Origin of the sequence: Streptomyces sp. NPDC060205 (assembly GCF_042728395.1) — a bacterium.
Classification (GTDB): Bacteria; Actinomycetota; Actinomycetes; order Streptomycetales; family Streptomycetaceae; genus Streptomyces.
In genome coordinates, this window is the sequence record NZ_JBHWZP010000012.1 from 35,752 (window position 1) to 57,831 (window position 22,080).

Here is a 22,080-nt window from a genome sequence, read left to right on the forward strand (position 1 = left end):
CGTGGTGGTCAGCTGCAGCCATCGCACCCGGCGGCGCTGTGCAGGAGCTCGCCCGGCCCGGTACGGGCCTTGGAGTCCCAGGTGGGCGGCTTGCGCAGGGCGGCGTGGACGTCGCGCTCCATCCGCTCGAAGTCCTCGGGCTCCTCAACCTCGACGCCAGGGTCCGGGGCATCGTGCCGACGGGACAGCGCGATGAGCTCGGTCATGGTGATGTTCGGGTTGAACGGCACCTGGCGGACGTGTTCGACCAGCGCGTACAGCTCGGCGAGCCGCGGGCGGCGCCCGGCGGTCAGCAGCAGATCACGGTGGTTGGCCAGGGTGCAGGCCGAGCACGAACAGCGACTGGAACCACTCCGGTCTTTGGCGCCTGGGTACGAGTTGTAGCACCAGTGGTAGGGCAGCCCTGCACTGATCGTGCGGTCCCAGACTCCTTCGGTGCTCACCTGGTGGGCGGGCAGCCACTCGTCGACGACCCGGGCCGAATTGTCGGTCGTACGGCGCCACGGCTCCTGCTGGCGGAGAGCAATACTCGATTCTGCCGAATGCGTCGAGGGTGTACATACGGACAGTTACCGTCGTCGGGACAGCATCGGGCCCTCGTCCAATCTGCGCAGGATGGTGGTCTGACCTAGCGTGAATGCATAGAGGGATAGCGCAAGGCGCGCGAGGGTGGTGTCTGATGGCCTCGATCTCGACGGCGTTGTTGACTGCGTTGACGGGCGATCTGGGTAGCTAACCAGAAGGAGCGATGCCATGACGCTAGTAATTACATTGGTCACGCAGAACGGTGTCTGGGCAAGCACAGATCACCGGTTAACTGGGTACCCGGGCGGTGATGTGATCACGGACGGCAGCGTTAAACACGTCATCGTGAGATGCACCGATGGTGCTGCTCTTGTTTCTTACACGGGAATCGGACGGGTGGATAACCTCGATGTTTCGACCTGGATGCGCGAGGTTCTGCGTGGGGAGTCACGCACCGTTGATGAGACGCTCATGGACCTCCAGGAGCAGGCAACTGCTCGGATTGGTTCGCAAGCGAAGAGACTTAACGTGCCACATGCCTTCCTCGCCGGCGCTTTCCTTGGGGAACGGCCGTGGGCGGTTGCGATCACCAATATGGGATCACCTACCGGTTCCTCGCCGGAGAGGATCCAGTCCGTCTTCGAAACGACAGCCCTATTTGCTGACGAGCCGATTGTGTTTGCAGCGGGTTCCGGTCGCGATGCCATCGTTGAAGCGGACCGCGAACTGCTACATCGGGTTAGCACCCGCAAGCCGCGCCGCCCAGAAGAGTTCATGAGGTTGCTAGGTGATGTGAGTCGACGCGCCGCCGAGAGCGGCCATCCTGGAGCGCGTTTGGTGAGCCGTTCATGTAGCGTCGTGTTTATGCCCCCTTCAGGGGATGACGTAAAGCGCGAGTGGTACGGCCCGGAAGAAGAACGAGCCAACGCACCAGTAGGCTTCTCGCACATGCTCTTCGGTATCGATCTAGGCGAGCTGGCGAGACCCATGATCGAGTTTTCGCGGGCATTGTGGAATGGAGATATTACAGAAGAGGAATTCAATGAAATGACTGAGAGCGCCGCCAAGAAAGCGGTGCAGTCGCGGCAACGACGTAGACCGGCCAAGTGAGCGACCGGACGGCATTCCAGTTTCCATTACTCCCCTTGGCGTCGAGACGCCCGGTGGGCACAGAGGAAGAACTATGGCGGCCAAAATGCGGTTTTCCGAAGGCTGGCGGAAACTAGGGTTGCTGCCGCCTGCGCTGCCGCTAAGAACTACTTAAGTGCGCAAGTAAATTGGCAGCTTTGACCGCATCGGCAGCGTCAATGCGAAGATAGATCTCGACAGCCGCACGCAGATTTAAAATGGCATCTCGTTTGTCGCCGGTATGAAGCATGGCACGGGCTGAACCTTCCAGAGCTCGCGCCTCGTCCAACAGGCTGTGCACTTCGCGCGCCAGCGCCAGAGCCTTTTGGTACGCCGTAAGCGCTTCCTTCGGGTCTGCTGCGGCGATCAGCCTCATGCCAATACTATTCCAAACGTCGGCCTGACCTTGACGATCTCCGAGTTCAAGGAAAAGTGCAAGCGCCTGCGTTTGTAGATCGGCAGCCGTGTTTAGGTCGCCTAGTAGCACATGTATGTGAGAAATATCATTGATAGTGCAGGCGAGGCCAAGTCGGTGCCCAATCTTTTGATACAGGTTAGCGGCCTGCATCTGTAGGCTGCTGGCTAGATCTAAATTTCCAGCTTGCAGTCGTAAAATGCCCAAGTTATTGAGTGCGTTTGCATGCCCGAGGTGGTTGCCAAGTTCTTCATAGAGGTTTAGGGCTCCCTCGATCAAGACTGCGGCTTCATTCATGCCTCCAGTCAATAGACGCGCTCGTCCCAGACTGTTTGCGGCATTGGCTTGTCCTAGGCGGTTTCCGAGAGTTTGCATAAGCTTCAAAGCCGGTTCATGGGCAGCGATGGCCGCTTTGAAATCTCCTGAAAGCGACCGCACTCGACCCAGGTCGTTGAGTGACTGGGCCTCTCCGATCTGATTTCCGATCTTTCGATAGAGGGTGATGGATCGTACCTGCAGCTCCGCAGCCGCTGGATATTCTCCGGTCAACATTCGCACGCGACCCAGGTCATTGAACGACTGAGCCTTCCCTAGCTCAAATTCTAGTTCACTGTAGAGGTTAAGGGATTTCGTCAGAAGCCCTTCCGCCTCTTGCAAATCTCCAGTCAGCGCCCGGGCGCGACCGAGGCCATGTAACGCATTCGCTTCCCCGAGCTGGTTACCAAACTCGCGATATAAGGATAAGGCATGTGTTTCCATCTCTGCGGCCACTCCGTAGTCGCCAGTTAGTATATTTATTCTTCCCAGATTGTGGAACGCATCCGCCTGCCCTAATAGGTCTCCAGTGTCCCTTGCGGCTTTGATGGCTCGCTCGTGGACTCTGGAGGCTGTCGTCCACGGGCCTTCACTGTGGAGTATTGAAGCCACTGATGCAGTCATTTGAATCAGACGAGAGTTTTGGCCGATCCTGGTGACATAGTCTAGACAGGCCAGAAGGTTTGGAGTCTCAGATTTAAGCCAAGTGAATGCCTCCGAGCGGCTAAGGAACTTCTGACTGCTCGTCCGCGTGGTCGTGACATCAAGAGATTGCGGGCCGGGTGCATGGTTGAATATTTGATCTGCAGCCTGCGCAGTATGTAGATAATGGTCTAGTAGTCGGGCGATCGCCCTATCGCGATTTTTCGGCTTATCATGCCGAAGGGCCAAGACGTGAGCATAGGCGCGCATTAGGTCGTGGAGCCGGAACCGGCCCGCAACGGGCTCTTCGATGAGATGGTCCGTGTAGAGTGCCTCAATGTCCTTGCCAACTTTGTGAATCGGGATGCCAACAAGTGCTGCTGCGGCGCAGACGTCAGTGTCATAGCCTGGGTGGATTCCCAGACTCCGGAAGAGGCGTTTTCTCGCATAATTCAGGCCGCGATAGGAGAGCTCGAAAGCCGCGGCTACGGCCCGGTCGCCAGCTGCGAGTTCCCCTAGGCGATCTTTCGTCCGTGAGAATTCGTCAGCATATTCGGTGAGGTTCCATGTGGGGTGGGAGGCGATCCTTCTAGCAAGAAGGACGATTGCGAGGGGCAGGTAGCCACACAGCCGTACGATCTCGGCAACCGCCTCCTCCTCTGCTGCCATGCCGAGAGTATTTCCGGTTCGGTCGGCGAGTCGAGTGAATAGTAGTTTGGCGTCCTGTGCTGGAAGTACGTCAAGTGCCAAAGGGGTAGAGCCATCGAGATTGATGATTCGTCGACGGCTAGTTACTAATACCAAGCAGCCCTGAGTTCCAGTGCCGGGGAGCAACGGCTCGACCTGATTGGTATCGAAAGCGTCATCGAGTACCAAGAGTACTCGCCTTCCTATAAGGCGGTCACGCCACAGGCCGGCACGGTCTTCTAGAGATTTTGGCAGGTAACGAGGGTCAACTCCGAGGCTAGCTAGTAGCGTTGCAAGAACAGCAGCTGGGTCTGCGGGCAACCGGTCTGGTATGTGTGCGTTCAGGGAGATGAAATGCTGCCCATCAGGAAATTGATCGGCAAGGAGCCAGGCTGCATGTCGGACAAGTGCCGTCTTTCCGACCCCAGGCATGCCGTTTACTGTGTGGATATCCACAACACCCGTCGATGTGCCTGTAGCAGCCGAGAGTAGTCTTTGCACTTCATCAACACGACCGGTGAACTCGCGAACGTCGCGTGGCAGAGTGTGGGAGGCGGCCGCCGGCGGAGGGTCAAGTGCCTGTTCGTTCACTATTACGTTGTGGCCAGCCGCATAAATTCGGCCATGCCCTTCTGCAACCGCTTCAATGTGAACACGAACAGGAAGATCTCCATCGACGCGCCTGGGGACGTTGCGGGTCATGTGCCGTTAATTTGCTGATCGTTTCCTGCCATGTAGATGCGCGCATTGTCTTGTGCCTCAGCGTGCATGACCACCGATCGAACCTGGCCTTGCTCTGCCTTGGAGAGTTCGGGGGTGAGATGTACATCGACCAGTTGACGCAAGCTTCCGACCAGATCCGGCTCGTCGGCGAGTAGCGTCTGGAGCCTTAACCTCCACGCGCCAACGAGGGCGTCCTCGGTATCGATGTCAGCCGTAGAGCGTGCTTCAAGGATGGAGAAGTGCAAGGTCTGCAAATCTGCAGCGAGCTCGTTAACCGCTTCGGGGCTCGTAGCTCGGGTTCGACGCCACCAGTTGGTGACCGCATCGCGGGTCCTCTGCCAACTGTCCGTGGCCATCGCCCCGACCAACGCCGTTCCCGCAGCCACGACAATAGGATCCATCGAGTGCTCCCACCGTCGCCTCGCCATTTGAGGAGCCAATTCTATGAACTAAGGGTGCAGAGAGGAAGGCGCACGAAACTCTGCACGGTGCACTTAGGGGGCGCACGCGCCTCACCCCGGCTACCCGTCAAGATTGTTTTCTATGGTCTGCTCTCACTGCGACTATGCGGCAGGCCGACCCTTTGGCTGACGTGATTATTCCGGCCGATCCGAGAACAACTGAGTCCTGGTGAGCCGAGTGAAGCGGTGGAGCCGGACGTCACGTGCAGCGGGTTCCTACTCGGGTTCGGTAGGTGCTTGAGAGGCTTTGAGCCGGCTGGCGACATAGCTGGCGCGGTCTCCCCCGTTGAGCTTGTGCCAGTTGTGAGCTGTGCCATCGGCGAGGCCGAGGAGATCGGCGAGCATCTTCCAATGGACAGCGCCAACCATGGCCAGCCAGGCCCCGTTGCGGGCTTTGCTGGTGCTGGGGATGCCCAGGCGGAAAAGTCGTCTTTGCAGCGTGGTGGAGGTCATGGGCTGACTGGGTCGGAGGCCGGGGAAGAGGTAGGGCGTCTCGCGGGTCCTGAGCGGGGCGGCCAGTGAGCGGCGTTCGTTGATCAGCCGTTGGAGCAATGCCGACAGCCGCGGCCGAAGCCAGAGCGGGTCCCGGCCGAGTTGGAGACCGAGGACGCCGGGCTCCTCTGGGTGGACCAGGACGTGGTCGGTTGTGAGGCTCACGAGTCGGTCGGTTCGCAGCCCGTATTGGAGGACGAGACAGCCGGCAACGCGGTCGGTGATGTGCTCGGACTCGTCGGTCTCCAGGCGGAGAGCGGTGAGGATCCGGTCGGCATCGCTCATGATCGACCGGTCGACGGTCCTGGTCGCGGTGGCGATCGCGACGTTCTGAGGGATCAAGTGGGAGGTGGCGGCCCAGAGCAAGAAGGAGCGGGCTTGGTTCTGGCGGGGCTTGTTTGCGATCAGCCATCGGTCGACGAAGGCCTGGGTGACGTTGTCGAGTGTGGTGCCGCGGCGGCGGATGTGGGTGAGCAGTACGTGTGCCGTCTGCAGCTTGCGGCGCAGATGCTCGCGCTGAAACCGGTTGAGACCGGACCGTTCGAGGCGGTGGTGAGCGAGAGGCATGAGATGCCAGCGTGCGTATCGGGCAAGGACAGTCTTGTCGTGCGGGTCCGTCACCTCATCGAGACATACCTTGACGTCCCGCCTGAACTGGGCCAGTTGCTCCTCGCGCGGCTCCAGCACCTCGGCCAGTACCAGCAGTCCGCGTAGGTGCTGAACGGACGCTGTCTGCCGCAGGCCGTCCAGGGCCGCGTGTGAGCATTCCAGGTCACCGCTGGCCATCGCCCGGATCAGCTGACCGCCGGGCCGTCGCAGGTAGAGGACCAAGGAGTACGGCTGCTCATACTGCTCCAGGACTTCGGCCAGCGGGGCAAGCTGGGGCGAGCGTTGGCCGTCGGGGCCTGCGAACGTCTCGTCGAGCTCCTGCAGAGCCCGACAGCGGGGGCACTGACCGTGCAGAAGTCTGCCCATCGCGCTGCACGTCGGGCAGCGGTAGGCGAAGTTGACTCCGGCGCACTCCGGGCAGATCGGACCTTCCTCCTCCTTGCGGAAGGCGGCCGCCAGCTGGCCGCATCGATGGCAGTCCGCGTGGGTGAAGCGGACCTCGTCGACGCAGGGCAAGCAAACCGGGCCTTCCGGCCATCGACGCTCGGCTCTGGCGAGCGTCCCGCAGCGGCTGCAGGGGACACTCGCTGCCCCGTAGCACGAGACGCAACGTGGTATGCCGTCCCAGCTCGGCATCGGCATGGACGGGTTCTGTCCGCAGTCGCCGCAGGTGGGACCGGGGCGAGCGTGCTGCCAGCAGGCCGAGCACCACGGTCCGCTGGCGTCACGGGCGGTGACCACCTTCGTGACGCCGCAGCCGGAGCACGGTTGCGCGCAGTCGCGACGACGGCAGTTGTCGCACCAGGGCTGGCCCTCGGTGTCGCGAAAGGCGACCGGCATGCTCCGGCGGCATATGCGACATGGCTCGCGACGCCGCATCTGCTGGGTGCAGGCCCGGCAGACCCCGGTGCTCAACACGCCGACCTTGCGGTGCTTGCCGCAACGCGGGCAGAGCACGATGGGCGCCCGCCGGTCGTTGCACTTCTCGCAGAGCGGTCCGTCGTCTGCGATCCGGTACACGGCTTTCATCTCGCCGCAGTCGACGCACTTGTGCCGGGGCCGATCACCGCGATGTCCCCGCTGGTAGCAGGCACTGCAGACCGGCCTCCCGTCCTCCTCGCGGGCGGTGATCGTTCGGGTGATGCCGCAGCGGGAGCACGGCTCGGCGAGCGCCCGCTTGCGACAGGTTTCACACCAGGCACCCTCTTTGGTGTGAGCCGAGGCCACGACCATGCGACCACAGACCCAGCACTCCTCCTTGGGCAGAGTCTTTCGGTGGCAGGTGTAACACATCCGCCCCGTGGGCGTGTTCTTCGTCGCCTTCATGACGCGGCCGCAGACATGACACGGACGCGGGATGCGACGCTCGCGCTGCGAGCAGCGACGGCAGACCGGCTTCCCGTCCCGCCGTTCTGCGACTCTCCCGCCCCGCCCGCAGACGCAGCACGGCTCGGCCAGATTCCTCGCCCGGCAGAGCCGGCACCAGGACCCTTTCTCGTCCCGGAAGGCGGCCGGCTCCTGACGTCCGCACTGCCAGCAGGTCTCCGTCTCCCGGAGCTTGGTCCAGCAGGTGTAGCACAGGCCCTTCGACTTCAGCGCGATCGAGCGGTCCTTGCCGCAGCCCTTGCAGATGCCGCGTTCCTTCCGCCCCACCCTCAGCCCTCCGCATCGAAGAAGTCCGTCGACAGCAGCGGCATATCCGGGACCACAGGCCGCGGGCCCTTCGGCGTCGGCTCCTCGACGTCCGGGTCCGGCTCGACCTCGACGACCAGGTCCTCGAACGTGCACTGAAGGATCTTGCAGAGCGCGAGGATCAGCTCCACCGGCATCTTCGGCGGACGGTCGGTCTTGACCAGCCGGTAGATGCTGCTGCGGTCCAGCTCGAACCCGAACTTCCGCAGCTCAGGCCCCAGCTTGGTGGTGCTGTACCAGTTCTTGCGGACAGCCATCAGCTCCTGCAGCCGCCACTCATAGCGTGGGTGGAGAGCCTCCTGCCCCGCCTTCTCCTGCGGGTTGTTGCCAGCGGGAACCGCGGTCATCACATCTCCTTCGACCGACCGGCGCCGACAAGCTCGCCAGTTGCCTGATCACTGAAGTCGTCGTCCATCTCCGCCTCGGCATCCGCCCTGGCGAACGCGGCCGCAAGCTGAGCCTCCTCGGCTGCGTCCAGGAACTCTCGGACCTTGAGGTTCTTGAAGTCGCTGCTGAGCGCGGTGTAGATCGCGGTGGTCGCCGCGTGGGAGTGGCCGACTTGCTCGGTCACGAACTGGCCGTCGTAGCCCGCCTCGATCAGCCTGGTCACATAAGTGTGCCGCAGGCAGTGCGGGCCCAGGCACTCCGGCAGCTCGGCGAGCTCGCGCCAGTGCTGGAATCGCTGGTTGAACGCACGCTCGGAGATCATCTCCTCGCGCTCGGTCGGGAACATCACCCCGTCATCCGGGCGGTCGAGGTAGAACTGCGGGCGGATGTGTTCCATGTAGAGCCGGACGGTCTGCACTGCCCAGGGCCAGACCGAGATCACCATCCGTCGCTTTGGCGGCTGCCCCGGACCGGCCGGTTTGCCCCAGCGGACGGCCAGGCCCGCGTAATCGCCGAACTCCGGCAACTTGGCCTGTCGCCGCCAGTCGTGCGTCTCCAGCCGGGCAGCTTCCCGCCGTCGCAGACCCCAGCCGTACGTCGTGGTGAACATCGCCAGGTCACGGGCGGCGGCCAAGGCGCCCTTGTGTCCTGCCGCCCGCAGCCGCTTGATCTCCGGGTCCATCTGCCCGAAGAGCTTCGTGATCTCGGCCCGCGACAGCGGCCGGTTGCCGCTTGGCTGCCCCATGTACTCCTGGGCGTGCCGGACTGCGTTGAGGTCACGCAAGGCGAAGCCGGCGAACGTGCCGAACGTCTCCATGCAGACTTGCGGCCACTCATAGGCCGGATCACACAAGTAGGTCAGATACAGAGCCAGATCGCCCTGATAGCCCCGCAGCGTGGAGGTGGTCACCTTCTTCGCCTGCATGGCCGACCAGCGGTCGAACAGGGCGTGGTTCCAGACCGGCTCCCACGGATAGCCGTCTGCGAACGCCTGCACCTGCCGGACGATGCGGGCACGGGACCTGATCGTCTCTGGGGCCAGATGGCGGGCCCGCTGGTGATCGCCGAACCCTTGCAGTGTCTTCTCGAAGATCGCGGCCTGCGGCCGCAACATCGACACGCCCTCGACGACGTGCAGCCTGGCGACCCCGGGCACGGTGGTTGCATCGCCCGAACTCCCGCGAGCCATCCATCACCCTCCGCGATCGGAAGCTACTCGTGACACCCACCGGTGATGCAGCCGCTGCACCACCGGTGCACGGAGTACACCAGCCACAGGAGTCGCGCAGGCTGGAGGCAACAAGGAACCACTCCTTCGAGGGACCATTCGACGCGGCTGGCCACGAGAAGCGGTACTGTCCAGGTACTTCACGGCGAACCCGTTGATGCAGTCCGCGCAACATTGCCCAGAGCGGTTGCGCCGGTCCGGGCTCTCCTCGGCCCGCATCCCGAGCACGTTGGCGAACAACAGTGGGCCGTCCGTTTCCCTCCTGAGCGCGCGGACCTGCGGGGTGAACGCCTGATACACCATCTTCGTCGTCTCCGTCGGCGATGACGACGCTGCTGATCGACAGGAGGAACTGGCTCTGTGCGGTGTCGACGGTGTGGATGCTGTAGCGGCTTTGGTTCTCGGGCCGCGTCGACCAGGGGCGGTGTCCTTGGAGCCGTGCGCGTGGCCAGTCACGGGAAAGCCTTCGAGCCGATGCACTGAGAGGGTCGGCGGCGGATTCCAGAGGACGGGTATGGGCCTGTTCCCGAGGAATGACGGGACAATGGGCGGCGACCGCGGCGGGCGGTACGGACTGCGCGGCTGAACAGCCCTCAGACCACGATCGCTTCGGGGTCGGGCTGCTTGGGATAGGGCCGTTGGGCGGGGAGGCCGAGCTTGATCTGCTCACGCTCGCGCCGGCTTCGGCCCAGCCGCCATACGTAGCGGTGTGCTCCGCGATGCCGTACGTTGCGGGTGCCGACCGCGAGCAGGGCCTCCCGAAGCCAGACGGCCGGGTTGCACCCGGCCCGCGGCACCGGAGCCCCGAGCGCGATGAGCTGGGCTTCGGCGTACTGGTGACCCTGCTCCTGACGGCGGATCTTCTGCGCTGTGCGCTCGTGGAAGACGGTGCCGTCCGGCAGGAGCTTCACCGTCCGGGCGGTGGCCCGGCTGGCGTACACGGCATTCGTCGCGGCGTAGATCGTGCCGACGTGCCCGGGCATGACCAGAACCCCCGAGGCTGTCCGGCGCGGGACAGGGTCCGCGAACGAGACGACTCCGTGTACACCACTGGCGAGCAGGTGCTTTAGGCAGTTCGCGAGGAACCATGACTCCGAATTCGCCGGGCACTCATCCAGCAGGACGAACCGCGAGCACACCAGCGACTCGGTGTACGGCCGCAGCTCCGGCAGCGGTTTGGTGAGCACGGCGGTGCTCACCGGCACCCCGAACACAGCCACACCACAAAGCCGCCGCTCGCCGTCGACGTCGTCGTACAGGCCGAACTGCACCTTCGCCGCCGGGTACGAGCCGGAGTAATGGTGTGCGAGCACGAACCCCTTGCCGGGCTCCTCGTCGGGGATGACGTCCACGGTGTAGCGGCGGGCGTCGAAACCTCCGTCTCGGACATGCGCCCAGGAGTGCCTCCGCTCGCGCCACCGCTGGCACCAGGGTGACGTGGTCGGTACCTCCCGCAGCTCCGCGAACGGCAGGGTTTCCTGGACAGGGGAACTCACGGTGCCTCCCCGTCCCCGCTCTCCTGCGGGTCGTCGGCGAGGAGCGTGAGCTGGTCCTCTGTGTTCGGAGCAGGCCCGGATGTGGGCACGGCCCGTCGGGCGGCGGTGGGTTTCCCGGGGCCGCCGGTGTCGGCAGCCTCCTCGACGTCCGCTGGGTGAGGGCAGGGGCAGAGCCACCGGCAGGGCCGCTGGCCCGGTTTGTACAGGATCACGGCGACAACGAACCCTTGGGTGTCGGTGACCGTGTCGGCGTGCTCGTCGATGCGGGGGCCGCCGGCGCTGACACACCGGTCGTGGTGCCCGGAGGCGCAGCCGGGGCAGATGCCGCGCTCGCAGGAGCACCAGCGGTGGAAGCCGTGGGGGTAGGCGTCGTCGATCTTGCGCAGTCCCTTGATCCAGGCGTGTGCGCGGACCCAGTCGCCTTCCTCCTCGGTCATCGGGGAGGGGTAGGTAGAGGGAATCGGGTCGAGGATGCCCATGATCGCGGCGCCGATATGGCGCAGGCGGGTCGTCATGATTCGTCTCCGAAGAGCGTTGGGGTGGTGTGGAGTTCGTTCATCCAGGCCAGGAGGCGGGGGAGGTTGGTGTCGGGCCCGAAGGCGAGGTAGGTGCCGTCGCAACTGGTGCAGCCGAAGGCCTGCGCGATGCGCAGGCGCCGACGGGAGTTGACGCGGCCCATGTGGACGCCCAGGCCGCGCTCACGGGCTTCCAGGGCGAGGCGGTGGGCGGCCGGTGAGGTCTTCCAGTTCGTCGAGCCCGCGAGGAACAGCACGTCGGCCAAGTCCCAGGGAACGAGGCCGTGTTCACTGCCGTCCTGGGCGGCGAACGCGGCCGGGATGCCCAGAGCGCGGATGGGCTCCAGTCAGGGCAGCGACTCGGCGAGGGTGGCCGTGGCGTCCATCGGGACGTCGGGGGCGACGGCCCACAGACAGCGGTCGGGGCCGTAGCGGTCGACCGTTGCCTTCAGCCAGGCGAACCAGGCCGGCTCGCCGGGCCAGCTCTTGCCGAACCTGCCGTTGTCGCACGCGTACAGGGCGCCGGGCGGGAGCACGTTGCCCTGGGCCGGGGTCGTCATGCAGGCCAGAAGTCCGGCCTGCATGACGGCCTGTACCTCAGTTCCGGAAGGCGTGGCCACGTACAGCACGGCGGAGAAGAGGAGGAGCAGGGGCTGAGGGCATGGATGGGCGCACGGGATGTCCTTCCGGAGGCGGCGGTCGGGGGCGGTTCAGACGAGGGGGAGCTGGGCGGCGGAGCCCGTGACGAGGGCGTCCCAGTCGTGCTCGAAGTTCTTGTCCTGCTTGTTGATCACGCGGGCGGGTGCGGTGGCGAAGAGTTCCTCCGCCATCGGCCGGCCCTGGGCGCGAGGGCGGACCCAGGCCCGGGCGCGCCCGTACACCGGGTCGTGCTCGACGTCGATGCCGTGCCGCTCGGAGATGGAGATCAGCCGCTGGGCGAGCTGGTGGGGGTGGCCGAGATCGACGCGCTCGGTGGAGCGCTTCACCGGCCTGTTCCTGCCGTCCTTGGACAGCGGGAACAGGCGGCGCACGTGGTAGAGCGCCCACGGCATGTCGAGCTCGCGCTTGAACGCCTCCAGGCACGCCCGGTCCCGTGGCTGAGTCGGGTCGAAGAGCTCCAGGAGACTTTTGCGGCCGTAGAGCTTCGCGTTCGGGTTGAGGCTCATCGCCGTGTACTCCAGGCGCAGCACCTCGCCGGCGATGTCTGGGTGGGAGCGCATGCGCTCCATGTGGGCGGGCAGCGCGCCCCTGGAGGAGGAGAAGCAGCAGAACGTGCAGTACGACTTCGGCCAGAGCACGCCAAACCGCTTCAGCAGGTAGGCCTCGCATTGCTGCCGGTGCCAGCCCCAGTCGATCAGCGGGAACTCCCCGGTGCGGCCGGGCATTTTCGAGGTGATCTGGTCGCTGAAGCGGCGGCCTTCCTCGTCGGCGTTGAAGCCCATGATCTGCCTGAACGGCCGACCGCCGAAGACCTGCTTGAGCCACCAGTCCCCGACGTCGCCCTTCGCCCACAGGGAGCACTTGCGGGTGCCCGCGACCTGGGGCACCGTGCCGACGGACTCCTGGTCGTCCCACAGCGTCCACGGCCCGCGCGCGAAGAGCTGCTCGGGGCGGCGGGAGTCATCCAGGATCGTGATCCCGTCGGACAGGAGGTGCCCGTTGCGCGCCAGCTGGACGAAGCGCACGCCGTTCTCGCGCAGCAGCGGGAGCATGAACTCTTCGACCAGGAGCCGGGTCTCGGGCCACTCGCTGCCGGTGGCCATGTAGAGGACTGCGGTGCGATCGAGGTCGATCCTGTGCGCCTCCGGGGCGGTGAGCATCCTGGCGAGGTACGCGGTGGAGTCGGCGCCCAGGCCCCAGTTGATGATGGTGTCCAGGTCGTCGTCAGCGGTGAGGCCGGGCAGTGACGGCGTGTACGTCGTACGGGTCATGGCGGCTCTCACTCTTCGAGGGGCTGGTCGGGCAGCCGCGGGGCGGAGACGACGAGCAGCAGGTCGTCGGCGGGCCACGGGTCGCAGGACTCCCAGGGATCGCCCTGGGACAGCACCACCACGTCGCCGGGCTGGGTGACGAGGCAGCACATGCCGCATCCGCACGACGGGTCGAAGGGCTTGGGGTGGGCGATGTAGGGCGCGCTGAAGTAGTCGGCTCCCTCCTCCCGGACCGCGGCAAGGAGCAGGTCGCCGTCCGCGATGTCGCCGGCGCGGGACACACGCGCGTGCGGCAGGGCGACCGCGAGACGGGGGTCCGGGCTGATGACGGCGAGCTGCCCGTCAAGCAGCCGGGCGTTGCCGCTGGAGCGGACGTCGCCGGTGGCGGGCGCGGCGAGCAGGGGCCGGTGGAGGTCGACGGCCATCTCGGCCGCGTACATCGCCTCGACGTGGTCCAGGGCCTCGACGAGGATCAACGCCCGGGCGAGCGCGGCCAGCAGAACGGCACTGGCCTTCAGCGTCGTGCCGCTGACCGCTGTGCCCGGCGGGTAGAGGCTGGCCGCCGCGCCGCCGCTGTCGAGGATGGAGCGCAGCAGCGGGGCGTGCGCGTGGGGGTGGGCGCCGTCCAGGCCCCGCGGCAGCACGGCGAGGGATGCCCGGCCTGTCTCGGTGGCGGCCTGGTGGACGGTGGAGTCGACGCCGTAGGCGAGTGTGGCGGTGACCGTGTGATCGGCCTCCGCGAGGGCGATGGCGAAGTCGTGCGCGCGGGCGACGGCCTGCTCGGTAGGGACCCGGTTGCCGGTCACGGCGACGGCGCTGTCGGCCAGCTGCGGCAGTCGCTCGCGGCCGCGGACCCACAGGCCCAGCGGGCAGGCGGGCCCCAGGTCGGCGAGGGCGGTGGGCCATTCCTTGTCCGAGGGGATGACGAACGGGCAGGTCAGCTCCGCTTGGGCGAGTTCGTCGTGCGGCCGGTAGTGGGCCAGGCGCCCGCTGGCGTCGCCGCGCACGCGCCGGTCCCACACCTCGGCCGGGGTGTACTCGTCGAGGTCGGCGGCGAGTTGGCCGGGGGCGAAGTGGGCGGCGAGCGCGGCGCGTGCGGCTCGGTCGGACAGGGCGTGCGCGGGCATGGATGGACGGCCTTTCGGGCAGGGCGCGGCACCGGCAGGCGAACCGGTGCCGCGCAGGGGCGGGCGAAGGGAGGAGTGGCCAGCGGCCGACGGGAAGGGGAGTGCCGTCGGCCGCTGAGCGGCAAGAGCCGGGGCTAGGACCAGCGGGAGGCCCGCTTCTGCTCCCACCAGGCGGGTGGGCTACCCGGTCGCCCGGTGGCCGGGCGGGACGCGGCGGTGGGCTGAGGCGCCGGGGGTGCGGTGACCGGGCGGGCGGCGATCGGACTGGGCAGGCTGGTCTCGGTGTAGGCGATGCGCCTGCGCAGGCTGATGCCGAGGTCGTCGACGCTCAGGTAGATGGAGTTATCCCTGATCTCGGTGATGCGCCCCTTGACCAGGACGTTGACTCCGTCGACGAGCGACTCGGCGGCGTTGCTGGCCAGGTCCCGCCAGGCGGTGCAGATGTAGGGAATAGGGGTCCCGTCACGCCACTTCTGTGTGGCGGTGTCCCACTGGGTGGGGGTCTCCGTGAGGCGGAACCGGCAGACGGCGATGCCGTTTTGGGTGAAGCGGACTTCGACGTCACCGGTGATGGTGCCGGGCACGTGCGTGACGGACGGGGCCATGCAAACACTTCCTAATTCAAATACTAGTGTTTCTTGATGGATGGTCAACCCCCTGTCGCGACTCCCCGCTGCCGGAGAGCGCGGCACGGCGGCCACTCTGGCGGAGCCAGGCCTTCCATCCGGTCGGCGCCTTCAGGGCTGGCGGTGGGGTGAGGTTGTCGAACACCGTGGCGGTCTCGACCTCCACCTGCATCGGGACTGTGCCGTCGGCCCGGACCAACTGCTCGTCGGTGGTGTCCAGGTGAACGGATACCCGGACCCCCTCGCGGTCAGGATCGAGGTAAACGAACACGAGGATGCCCGCGATCTCGATGCACGGGAGTCCTTCGTCGTCGGGGCCCGCCATCGAGTGGAAGACCGCCGCACTGTTCGCCTCCGCGCAGGCCTCGGCGTCCAAGAGGCTGAGACTGAGGGGCGCGCGCACGTGGCGGGAGATGTCGGCGGGGTACAGCGTGTAGCCCGCGTCCCCGCGGCTCTTGTCCGAGCCGTAGTAGAGGTCTACGACCGCCTGGTCGTCGGCGGGAGGCCGGTAGGGGACACCGTCTGTGCCGCCCACGTCGTCCCAGGAACTGCGTACCTCCTGCGCGAGTGAAGCCAGCGCGGAGGCCTCATCGGACCAGAGGGTCACCTCATCGGTGTGCCGGTCCCACTGGCGCAGAACCCACGCCCGGCCGGCTGTCTTCGTGGTGAAGTTCCCGGGGACGGCGAAGGTGAAGCGGCTCAGCCACCCTCCGACGATGTCGAGGGTGTCCGCTCCCGGCCATTCGCCGGTGCGCTCCTGGAGGCCGTCCATCAGGTCGGCCAGGTCGATGATGGCCTCGCCTGCGGGCGTGGCCGGGTCCGGTTTGATCAGCATGGCGGTTTCCTTCCGTGCGGTTCGGGACGGTCAGGTCCCGTCCATCAGGGCGTTCCAGAGGTCCATCAGGTGTTGCTGGTCGGGGGTGAGGGTCGCGGTGCGCAGCACGCGTTTACGCAGGACGGGCACGTCGAGCCTGATGCCGGAGGGCGCATCGGGCCGCTCGGGCAGCGAGACCAGCTGGTAGTTGTGCGTGTGGATCATCCAGGCCTCGTACCGGTCGGCGCGGCTGCCGCTGCGCGCGGAGTGACCCTCGTCTGGGGTGCTGGGCGGGCAGGGGCAGGACGGATCGGTGCAGGGCCGGCCGGCGGGGTGACTGGCCAGGACCGGGCTGCGGCGGTAGTGCGTGGCACTGCCGTTCAGCATCGGGCAGTGCTCGGCCGTGTACGGCAGGCACTCGGGGTGCAGCGCCGGTTCCGGGGAGCAGCTCTTGACGACGTCGGCGGGGCGGACGAGCAGATAGCCCCGTTCGTCCAGCGGGTGTGCGCAGATCTGGCACAGGCGTCGCCGGAAGGCGCGCACGGTCTTGTCGGCGTCGAGGACACCGAAGGCCGCATGGCCGTCGTGGACCAGGGTCACGTACGGCACCACCAGGCCGCCCGCCAGTGGCCGGTGGGCACAGCGTTGGGGGATCGCGTGCATGAGCAGTTCCTTCGGATCGCGGTGGGCGTGAGGCGGACGCCACAGGGCTCGGAGGCCGGGCGTCAGCTGATGGCCGGTGGGGGAGGGTCGGCGGGGCCGCCGGCCAGGAGCGCTTCCCAGTGCGCGTAGCGGCAGTCGGTGGCGGCGTGCAGGCGCAGATGCAGCCAGTTGAGGTTGTCTCCGGCCCGGATCACGGCCTCGGCGCCGATGGCGGCGGCCCGGGGATAGATGGTGCCGTCGTCGGGGGCGACCAGGACGACGATCAGTCCCGGCCGGGGCGGCACGTGGCGGAGCGTGAAGTCGCTGTAGCTGCGGTCGTCCAGGAGCACGAGCGGAGCACGGTGGTACTCCTCGGCGCTGAACGACGGCGACGGCAGATGCATGCGGGGGACCGGGCTCGTCCGCAGACCGACCGGATCGTCGTCGGGGCTGTCGCTGATGACCAGCACCAGGGCCTGCTGTCCTTCCCGGGGGGCTTGTGCTGGCGCGGACATGGCGGTGAAACGTTGCTTTCGTGAGGGCCGTGGCCAGGAAAAGGCCTCGGAAGAGGGAGGAAGTTGGCGGCCTGCGGGCGGGGTGGCCCGACGGGGCGGCCCCGTCCGCAGGCGCTCGTTCAGCCGGAGCGGCACCGTCAGGCCCGGTCAGCCGTCCTCGATCACCTCCAGGCAGGGGACGGGGATGCCGCTGCCCGGGTGCGGAAGCGCTTGGTGTCCTCGGGGATGCGGTACTTAGTGTTGCGCGGGTCGCGGCGCAGGATGCGGGTGGACTCCTCGTCCAGCAGGAAGCCCGCGCGGCTGCCGGTGCGATTGCGCTCCTGCACGGTGCCGGTGAGGCCGCGCAGCAGGGCCGGGCGCAGGGAGTCGTTGATGCGGGCCCGGCGTCCGGCCACGATGCCCGTGAAGGCTTCCTTGTCGATCGCGCGGAGCTGCTGCGCGGAGGCCTCCTGGACCTTCGCGACCTGGATCGCATCCGGCAGGTTGCCGATGAAGTCAAGGACCTCGTCCATGGTGACGGTCATGCTGGTTCGCCTATCTGTGACGCGGGGGTGGAGGAACCGGCCGGGCACGGGCGTGCCCGGCCGGGGGCTTGCGGGGAGGTTCGGTCAGGCGGCGGTGTCGGGCCGGTGGCGGGCGACCGCCTGGTCCTCGACCTCGGACAGCCGGTAGCTGCCGTTGTCGTTCTGGCCGAGCGCTTCGAGGAGCAGCAGGTAGCGGGCCTGCCGCGCCGTGAGGTTCGACCACGTCTTGGGCTCGCGGATGTCGTACTCGCAGGCAGAGGCGACGTGCGCGAACAGCGCGTTGACGACGCGTGCCTTGGGCAGCTGCGCCGCTGTCTCCGCCAGGTCCGCGTGCTCGGGTTCCTTGATGCCCAGGAAGCGGGCGACGGTCTTGGACTCGTGCTTGTCGGTCCAGGAGCTGTAGAAGTACGGGAGGGTGAGCACGACCTCCTGTGCGAAGACGCGGGCCGCGTCCGGCAGGGTCTTCTGGCGCACCAGGCGGGCGACGAAGTCCTGTCGGGGACCGGCGGCGGCTTTCCAGGCCCGGTTACAGGCGATGACCTTGCGGCGCTCCTCCGCCCTGGCCTCGTCCTCCTGCGTCCTGGGCTTCTTCGGTTGCGGGCGAACCTTGTGGCCGTGCGCGGCCGGGTCGGAGCAGTGCCACACGGGCTGGTGCTCGTCGTCGAGCCGGGCACTGTGGCCGGGGCAGTTCCTGTGGTTGTCCTCGGTGAGCGGATTGCCCAGCCTGGTGGTCAGCTCGGCCAGCGGCTTGGACGGGTCCTTCTGACCCCACCCCGGCTGCCGCAGCAACGGGATCTCCGCCGTCTTGAGGTCTTCCTCGGCCTTGGTCCGGGCCGCCATGTCGTCCTGCTCGGCCTTGAGCAGCGCCATCTCCTGGTCCCAGTGGCCGCGCCCGCCGTTGCCCTCCTCGTGGTCGCGCTTCAGTGCTTGCAGCAGACGGCGTTCCGCGCCGGGCACGTGCTCGACTTCGGCGAGCTGGGCGGTCTGCTCCAGGTCCATGCCTCCGGCGGTTGCCCGGCGAAGGGTGGCGTCGTCGAGCTTCTGCGCTGCCTTGGCCTGCTTGGCGGCATTGCGGCTGACGCCGAGGGCCTTGGTGGCCTGGCGTCGCTCGACGTCGCTCATGTCGATCAGGGACAGCTCCTGCGACTTCAGGATGTCGCGCTCGCTCATCCCTTCACGGTGCTTGTTCTCCACCAGAGACAGGAACCGGGTCCAGCCGTCGCGGCCGACCAGGTCTTCCCGGACGTGCGCCTTGATCCTGCGGACCGGGCGGCCGTCCTGGTCGGCGGTGGCATTGGCGATCTGCTGCGCCTGCGCGCGCCGCCAGCCCTTGAACGCGCCGTAGGTGCCGTCGGGCCGGGGCCGGACACTGATGGTCTCCTCGACACCGATCTCCTTGACGGAGGCGATCAGTTCCTCGTCCGGTTCGGTACCGGTTTCGCGGGCGTTCTGCTCGTCACGCACCACCTGCGCCGGATCGAGCAGGACGATTTGCGGCGTGGCTCCCTCCTCAGGCGTCGCGGGTTCGGTGGGCGGGGTCGAGACGGCGGTTGCCATGGGGCTCTCCTTCTACGTGCCTGTGCGGCGAATTGAAGCGGTGGGGTATCGCCGCTTATATCGAATAATAGTGTTTTAATGTGGGGGCTAGATACCATCTGACCTGCATAAATGCGGCTCTGCTGGAGGTCTGTGGTGCTGGGCGCGGTGGAGCGCAGCCGACGGCTCGCGGCCTCAGCTCAGGTCGTGCACGACCAGCCAGCATGGACCGGACCGGACCATGAGTCCCAGGTCTCTCACGTGCCCGAGCAAGGCGTTGTCCCACGCGGCGCTGACCGGGAGGGGCGGCACTGCCCGGTACGTGTCGGGCCCGAGCTGCTCATAGCCCGTTCCGAGGATGGTGTGCTCGGCGTCGCCGACCGTGAACAACTGCACGCGCACGTCGGCAAGGTTCCCGCTGGCAGGGCGGTGGGCCTGGGTGTCCAGCGACTCTTCCAGCGCTGCCTGCTCCTGGAGCGGCGCGACCACGACGCCGTAGACGGCGTAGACGGCGTAGACGGCGTAGACGGCGTGGGACACGGACATGATTCAACCTTCTTGGCCCGGAGGCCGGTTCGGAGCGCGGGCGGTACGGGGCCGGCGTGGACGGACGGGTGTGAGCTGTGTGCGTGGGCGGCCCGGATCGCGGCGTCGAATGGCCCGGATCGCGAGGCTCAGGCTGGCTCCCAGGTGCGGGGCATGGCAGCGCCGGTCGGTGAGGGCCTGGAGGACGCCCACGAGCGCGACGAGCCCTTCGTCCCTCTGGATGGTGAGCGTCCACTCCAGGGCCCGCTTGTCGCAGGAGCAGCACCGGTAAGCGCCCGGGCTCTCTGGCTGGTAGCGGTCCACGTGGCAGGCGTGGCAGAGGTTCGGAACGGGCACGGTGTGCCTCCGTACGGGCGCCCCTTCAGCGGGGCGCCCGTCCGCATGGGCGGTCAGGGCTTCACGCGGGTGACGCGGGAGGTTGGCAGATGGACATGCAGGACGTCGTCGTGCTGGGGAGGGTCAAGTGCCGCGAGCCGCTGGAGCGCTTCGGTCAGCTCCGGGTCCGCGAAGTCCTCCTCGGTCCTCGCCGCTTCGCCGACCGGCACCATGATCGCCGTGGTCTCGGTGTGCCTGAGGTCCGGCATCTCCTCAGTGGGCGCGAGCGCCGCGATGAACGGGCTCCAGCAGACGGGCGTCCCGCTGTCCGTTTGCTGCTCCGTCGTTGTGAAGTACGCGGCCACGGCCTGCGGTGCGTCTCCCGGCTGCTCGTCGGCGCAGACCCGGACCCGGTCGACGATCACCTGCCGCCATCCCTGTTCTGCGGCCTGGTCGGCGACGGTGGCCAGGGTCTCCAGGGTCTTGGGTGGAAGACCGCGGAGCGCGGCACGCATAAGGGGTGTGGTCGGCTCGGCCAGCAGCGCGGCCAGTTCCTGGTGTTTCATTGGCGGTGTCCTTCCGTGGTGTGGCAGTGAGGGGGTCCGTACGGCGGGGCAGCGGCCCCGCCGTACGGGGCGTTCCGCAGAACCAACAAAAGCAATAATAGTGTCTTTTGGGGGGATGTGAACCCACCTCTGACCTGCCGCTTTACGGCCAGTCGTGCTCTCGGCCGGGCGGCAGCGGGAAGGTGCGCCCAGGGTCCATGCGTACGCAGCGCTCGCAGTAGGCCGTGACGCGGTTGGCGGCGCACTCGCCCCGCTGACACTCGAAGTGCTCGCGCGGCCCGCAGAACAGGCACCGCCACAGCGTGACCCCGTGCAGTTCGCACGGGGCGTAGCGCTTGCGCGCGGGCAGCAACTCAATTGCGGGGCGCGGGCGTTCGAGGCGTGCGACGTCTGCGGCCGGCAACGACTCGTCGCCGTCCCGAATCCAGCGGGGCGACAGCTGTGCGTACCGCTCGGGCGTGGTGTAGTACGGCAGACCGGCCGGGCTGAACGCCATGGCCAGATGTCCACCGGAAATCAGAGTCTCCAGCCGGTCAGGGCTGAACTCCCCGCGCAGGGCCATCAGTTCGTCCTGGCGCAGGCTGAAGTCGTATCCGTACCGGCGCAGGATCCGACGCTCGGTGGCGGCCGGGCCCGTCTGGGCGGCGTCGAACTCCTCGACGGCCTCGATCGCGGCCGTCGGGCTGGCAGTCAGCTCGTGCACCGCGTCCTCGGCGGCCGTGGCGGTGGCGTAACTGCTGAGCTCGTACCCGTGGAGTTGGTCCACGACCTGGTGGCGTCCGTCGTGCTCCACGGCGGCGTACCGGACGGGCCGCCGCGGCGGGGCATGGCGGAACTCCATCTGCGCAAGGGTGGGATGTGGCGGCGGAGGCTGGCCGGGCGGGGGTCACCTCCTGGGCAGTGGCCTGTAGGCGGAGAAGACGTAGTGGCCCAGATCGCGCAGCATGCGGGCGGTGCCGTCCACGGCCGCGGGGTCGTAGCCGGCCTGGCGGGTGTACGCCTCGATTTCGTCGTTCCAGGTGAACCCCTGGGCGGCAAGGGACTGTTCGGTGGCGGGTGTGAGGTCCTCGGAGGACTGCGGAGCGGCAACGAGTCCGTGAGCGGGGTCGGGTACGACGAGGAACACTGGGCTCCTTCCGTGTGGGCCGCACTGGCCGGGGCGGCCCACGGTCGGAGCGTGCGGCTGGTCAGCAGGTGAGGGTGACGGTGTAGTCGGCTTCCAGGACGGCGAGCGCGGCACGGATGGACGCGTGGGTCTCCGCGCTCGGGACCGAGTAGGGGAAGTCCAGGGCGCGCACCGCGTCGTCCAGGTCGTCGTCGGTCATCGGTAGCGTGTATCCGCTGCGGTAGAGGGAGACGGCGGTCGCGGTGGCGACACGGACGCGGTTGTAGGCGATGGCTTCCCCGGCCGTGACGTCGGTGCCGAGTGCTTCGCGCGCGGTGGGGGGCAGTTCCGCGATCCCGGCGGCGAACCGGAGGGCGGGAATGCGGAGACGTGTCGGTCGCAGGGCGCGGCGCAGCGTTCGAAGCATGGCAACTCCTGGAGCTGGGCGTGGGGAAGAGGGCGGGCCGTCGCCCTGGCGGGCGGGATGCCGGAGCGGCGACGACCCGGGCTCACTTCCT

General features: G+C 67.1%; 24 protein-coding genes. 1 reads left to right on the forward strand and 23 read right to left on the reverse strand.

Features of this window, described 5'->3' with window-relative positions; genetic code table 11:
* Nucleotides 1–8: 8 nt before the first annotated feature.
* Nucleotides 9–443 carry a hypothetical protein gene (locus ACFWGJ_RS03770; protein ID WP_381833045.1) on the reverse strand — a complete coding sequence of 145 codons (435 nt, stop codon included), beginning with the start codon at nt 441–443 and terminating at the stop codon, nt 9–11.
* Between the two features lie 310 nt (nt 444–753).
* Here ACFWGJ_RS03770 and ACFWGJ_RS03775 point away from each other — a divergent pair, with 310 nt between their 5' ends.
* The gene (locus ACFWGJ_RS03775) at nt 754–1,635 is read left to right on the forward strand and encodes a hypothetical protein (protein WP_387320724.1); all 882 of its coding nucleotides are present in this window, start codon (nt 754–756) and stop codon (nt 1,633–1,635) included.
* Nucleotides 1,636–1,774: 139 nt separating this feature from the next.
* Here ACFWGJ_RS03775 and ACFWGJ_RS03780 read toward each other — a convergent pair whose 3' ends face one another.
* The 22 genes from ACFWGJ_RS03780 to ACFWGJ_RS03885 all read right to left on the reverse strand — a co-directional run bounded on the left by ACFWGJ_RS03780 (nt 1,775) and on the right by ACFWGJ_RS03885 (nt 21,989).
* On the reverse strand, nt 1,775–4,414 hold the full coding sequence (locus ACFWGJ_RS03780) for an ATP-binding protein (protein ID WP_387320725.1): 2,640 nt from the start codon (nt 4,412–4,414) through the stop codon (nt 1,775–1,777).
* Nucleotides 4,411–4,836: a hypothetical protein gene (locus tag ACFWGJ_RS03785; protein ID WP_387320727.1), complete on the reverse strand. Its 426-nt coding sequence runs from the start codon at nt 4,834–4,836 to the stop codon at nt 4,411–4,413. Before ACFWGJ_RS03785 ends, ACFWGJ_RS03780 begins: the two co-directional genes overlap by 4 nt.
* Before the next feature lie 276 nt (nt 4,837–5,112).
* Nucleotides 5,113–6,513, reverse strand: a complete 1,401-nt coding sequence (locus ACFWGJ_RS03790) for a hypothetical protein (RefSeq protein ID WP_387320728.1) — start codon at nt 6,511–6,513, stop codon at nt 5,113–5,115.
* Between the two features lie 1,139 nt (nt 6,514–7,652).
* Nucleotides 7,653–8,036 (reverse strand): helix-turn-helix domain-containing protein, encoded by a 384-nt coding sequence (locus ACFWGJ_RS03795; RefSeq protein WP_387320729.1) that lies wholly within the window; start codon nt 8,034–8,036, stop codon nt 7,653–7,655.
* On the reverse strand, nt 8,036–9,265 hold the full coding sequence (locus ACFWGJ_RS03800) for a tyrosine-type recombinase/integrase (RefSeq protein WP_387320730.1): 1,230 nt from the start codon (nt 9,263–9,265) through the stop codon (nt 8,036–8,038). Before ACFWGJ_RS03800 ends, ACFWGJ_RS03795 begins: the two co-directional genes overlap by 1 nt.
* A 632-nt stretch (nt 9,266–9,897) precedes the next feature.
* The gene (locus ACFWGJ_RS03805) at nt 9,898–10,800 is read right to left on the reverse strand and encodes a hypothetical protein (protein ID WP_387320732.1); all 903 of its coding nucleotides are present in this window, start codon (nt 10,798–10,800) and stop codon (nt 9,898–9,900) included.
* Nucleotides 10,797–11,315, reverse strand: a complete 519-nt coding sequence (locus ACFWGJ_RS03810) for a DUF6248 family natural product biosynthesis protein (protein ID WP_387320733.1) — start codon at nt 11,313–11,315, stop codon at nt 10,797–10,799. The genes ACFWGJ_RS03805 and ACFWGJ_RS03810 overlap by 4 nt, the downstream gene beginning before the upstream one ends.
* A complete protein-coding gene (locus tag ACFWGJ_RS03815; protein ID WP_387320734.1) occupies nt 11,312–11,581 on the reverse strand; it encodes a hypothetical protein in 270 nt (89 codons plus the stop codon). Before ACFWGJ_RS03815 ends, ACFWGJ_RS03810 begins: the two co-directional genes overlap by 4 nt.
* Before the next feature lie 81 nt (nt 11,582–11,662).
* Nucleotides 11,663–11,899, reverse strand: a complete 237-nt coding sequence (locus tag ACFWGJ_RS03820) for a hypothetical protein (protein WP_387320736.1) — start codon at nt 11,897–11,899, stop codon at nt 11,663–11,665.
* 126 nt (nt 11,900–12,025) lie between these two features.
* Nucleotides 12,026–13,246: a hypothetical protein gene (locus ACFWGJ_RS03825; protein WP_387320737.1), complete on the reverse strand. Its 1,221-nt coding sequence runs from the start codon at nt 13,244–13,246 to the stop codon at nt 12,026–12,028.
* An 8-nt stretch (nt 13,247–13,254) separates the two neighbouring features.
* Nucleotides 13,255–14,373, reverse strand: a complete 1,119-nt coding sequence (locus ACFWGJ_RS03830; protein WP_387320739.1) for a DNA-processing protein DprA — start codon at nt 14,371–14,373, stop codon at nt 13,255–13,257.
* A 134-nt stretch (nt 14,374–14,507) separates the two neighbouring features.
* On the reverse strand, nt 14,508–14,978 hold the full coding sequence (locus ACFWGJ_RS03835; RefSeq protein WP_387320740.1) for a single-stranded DNA-binding protein: 471 nt from the start codon (nt 14,976–14,978) through the stop codon (nt 14,508–14,510).
* Nucleotides 14,979–14,994: 16 nt separating this feature from the next.
* Nucleotides 14,995–15,834 (reverse strand): hypothetical protein, encoded by an 840-nt coding sequence (locus ACFWGJ_RS03840; protein ID WP_387320741.1) that lies wholly within the window; start codon nt 15,832–15,834, stop codon nt 14,995–14,997.
* 30 nt (nt 15,835–15,864) lie between these two features.
* Nucleotides 15,865–16,476 carry a cell envelope biogenesis protein OmpA gene (locus ACFWGJ_RS03845; protein ID WP_381833785.1) on the reverse strand — a complete coding sequence of 204 codons (612 nt, stop codon included), beginning with the start codon at nt 16,474–16,476 and terminating at the stop codon, nt 15,865–15,867.
* 62 nt (nt 16,477–16,538) lie between these two features.
* On the reverse strand, nt 16,539–16,970 hold the full coding sequence (locus ACFWGJ_RS03850; protein WP_387320743.1) for a hypothetical protein: 432 nt from the start codon (nt 16,968–16,970) through the stop codon (nt 16,539–16,541).
* Nucleotides 16,971–17,131: 161 nt separating this feature from the next.
* Nucleotides 17,132–17,494, reverse strand: a complete 363-nt coding sequence (locus tag ACFWGJ_RS03855; protein WP_387320745.1) for a hypothetical protein — start codon at nt 17,492–17,494, stop codon at nt 17,132–17,134.
* Nucleotides 17,495–17,578: 84 nt separating this feature from the next.
* The gene (locus tag ACFWGJ_RS03860; protein WP_387320746.1) at nt 17,579–19,051 is read right to left on the reverse strand and encodes a ParB/RepB/Spo0J family partition protein; all 1,473 of its coding nucleotides are present in this window, start codon (nt 19,049–19,051) and stop codon (nt 17,579–17,581) included.
* A gap of 174 nt (nt 19,052–19,225) precedes the next feature.
* Complete coding sequence (locus tag ACFWGJ_RS03865; RefSeq protein ID WP_387320748.1) at nt 19,226–19,576, reverse strand: hypothetical protein; 351 nt, start codon at nt 19,574–19,576, stop codon at nt 19,226–19,228.
* Between the two features lie 389 nt (nt 19,577–19,965).
* Nucleotides 19,966–20,457, reverse strand: a complete 492-nt coding sequence (locus ACFWGJ_RS03870) for a hypothetical protein (protein WP_387320749.1) — start codon at nt 20,455–20,457, stop codon at nt 19,966–19,968.
* A 142-nt stretch (nt 20,458–20,599) separates the two neighbouring features.
* Nucleotides 20,600–21,298, reverse strand: coding sequence for a hypothetical protein (locus ACFWGJ_RS03875; protein WP_387320751.1), 699 nt, complete (start codon nt 21,296–21,298; stop codon nt 20,600–20,602).
* A gap of 45 nt (nt 21,299–21,343) precedes the next feature.
* Nucleotides 21,344–21,583 (reverse strand): hypothetical protein, encoded by a 240-nt coding sequence (locus tag ACFWGJ_RS03880; protein WP_387320753.1) that lies wholly within the window; start codon nt 21,581–21,583, stop codon nt 21,344–21,346.
* A 61-nt stretch (nt 21,584–21,644) separates the two neighbouring features.
* A complete protein-coding gene (locus ACFWGJ_RS03885; protein WP_387320755.1) occupies nt 21,645–21,989 on the reverse strand; it encodes a hypothetical protein in 345 nt (114 codons plus the stop codon).
* Between the last annotated feature and the right edge of the window lie 91 nt (nt 21,990–22,080).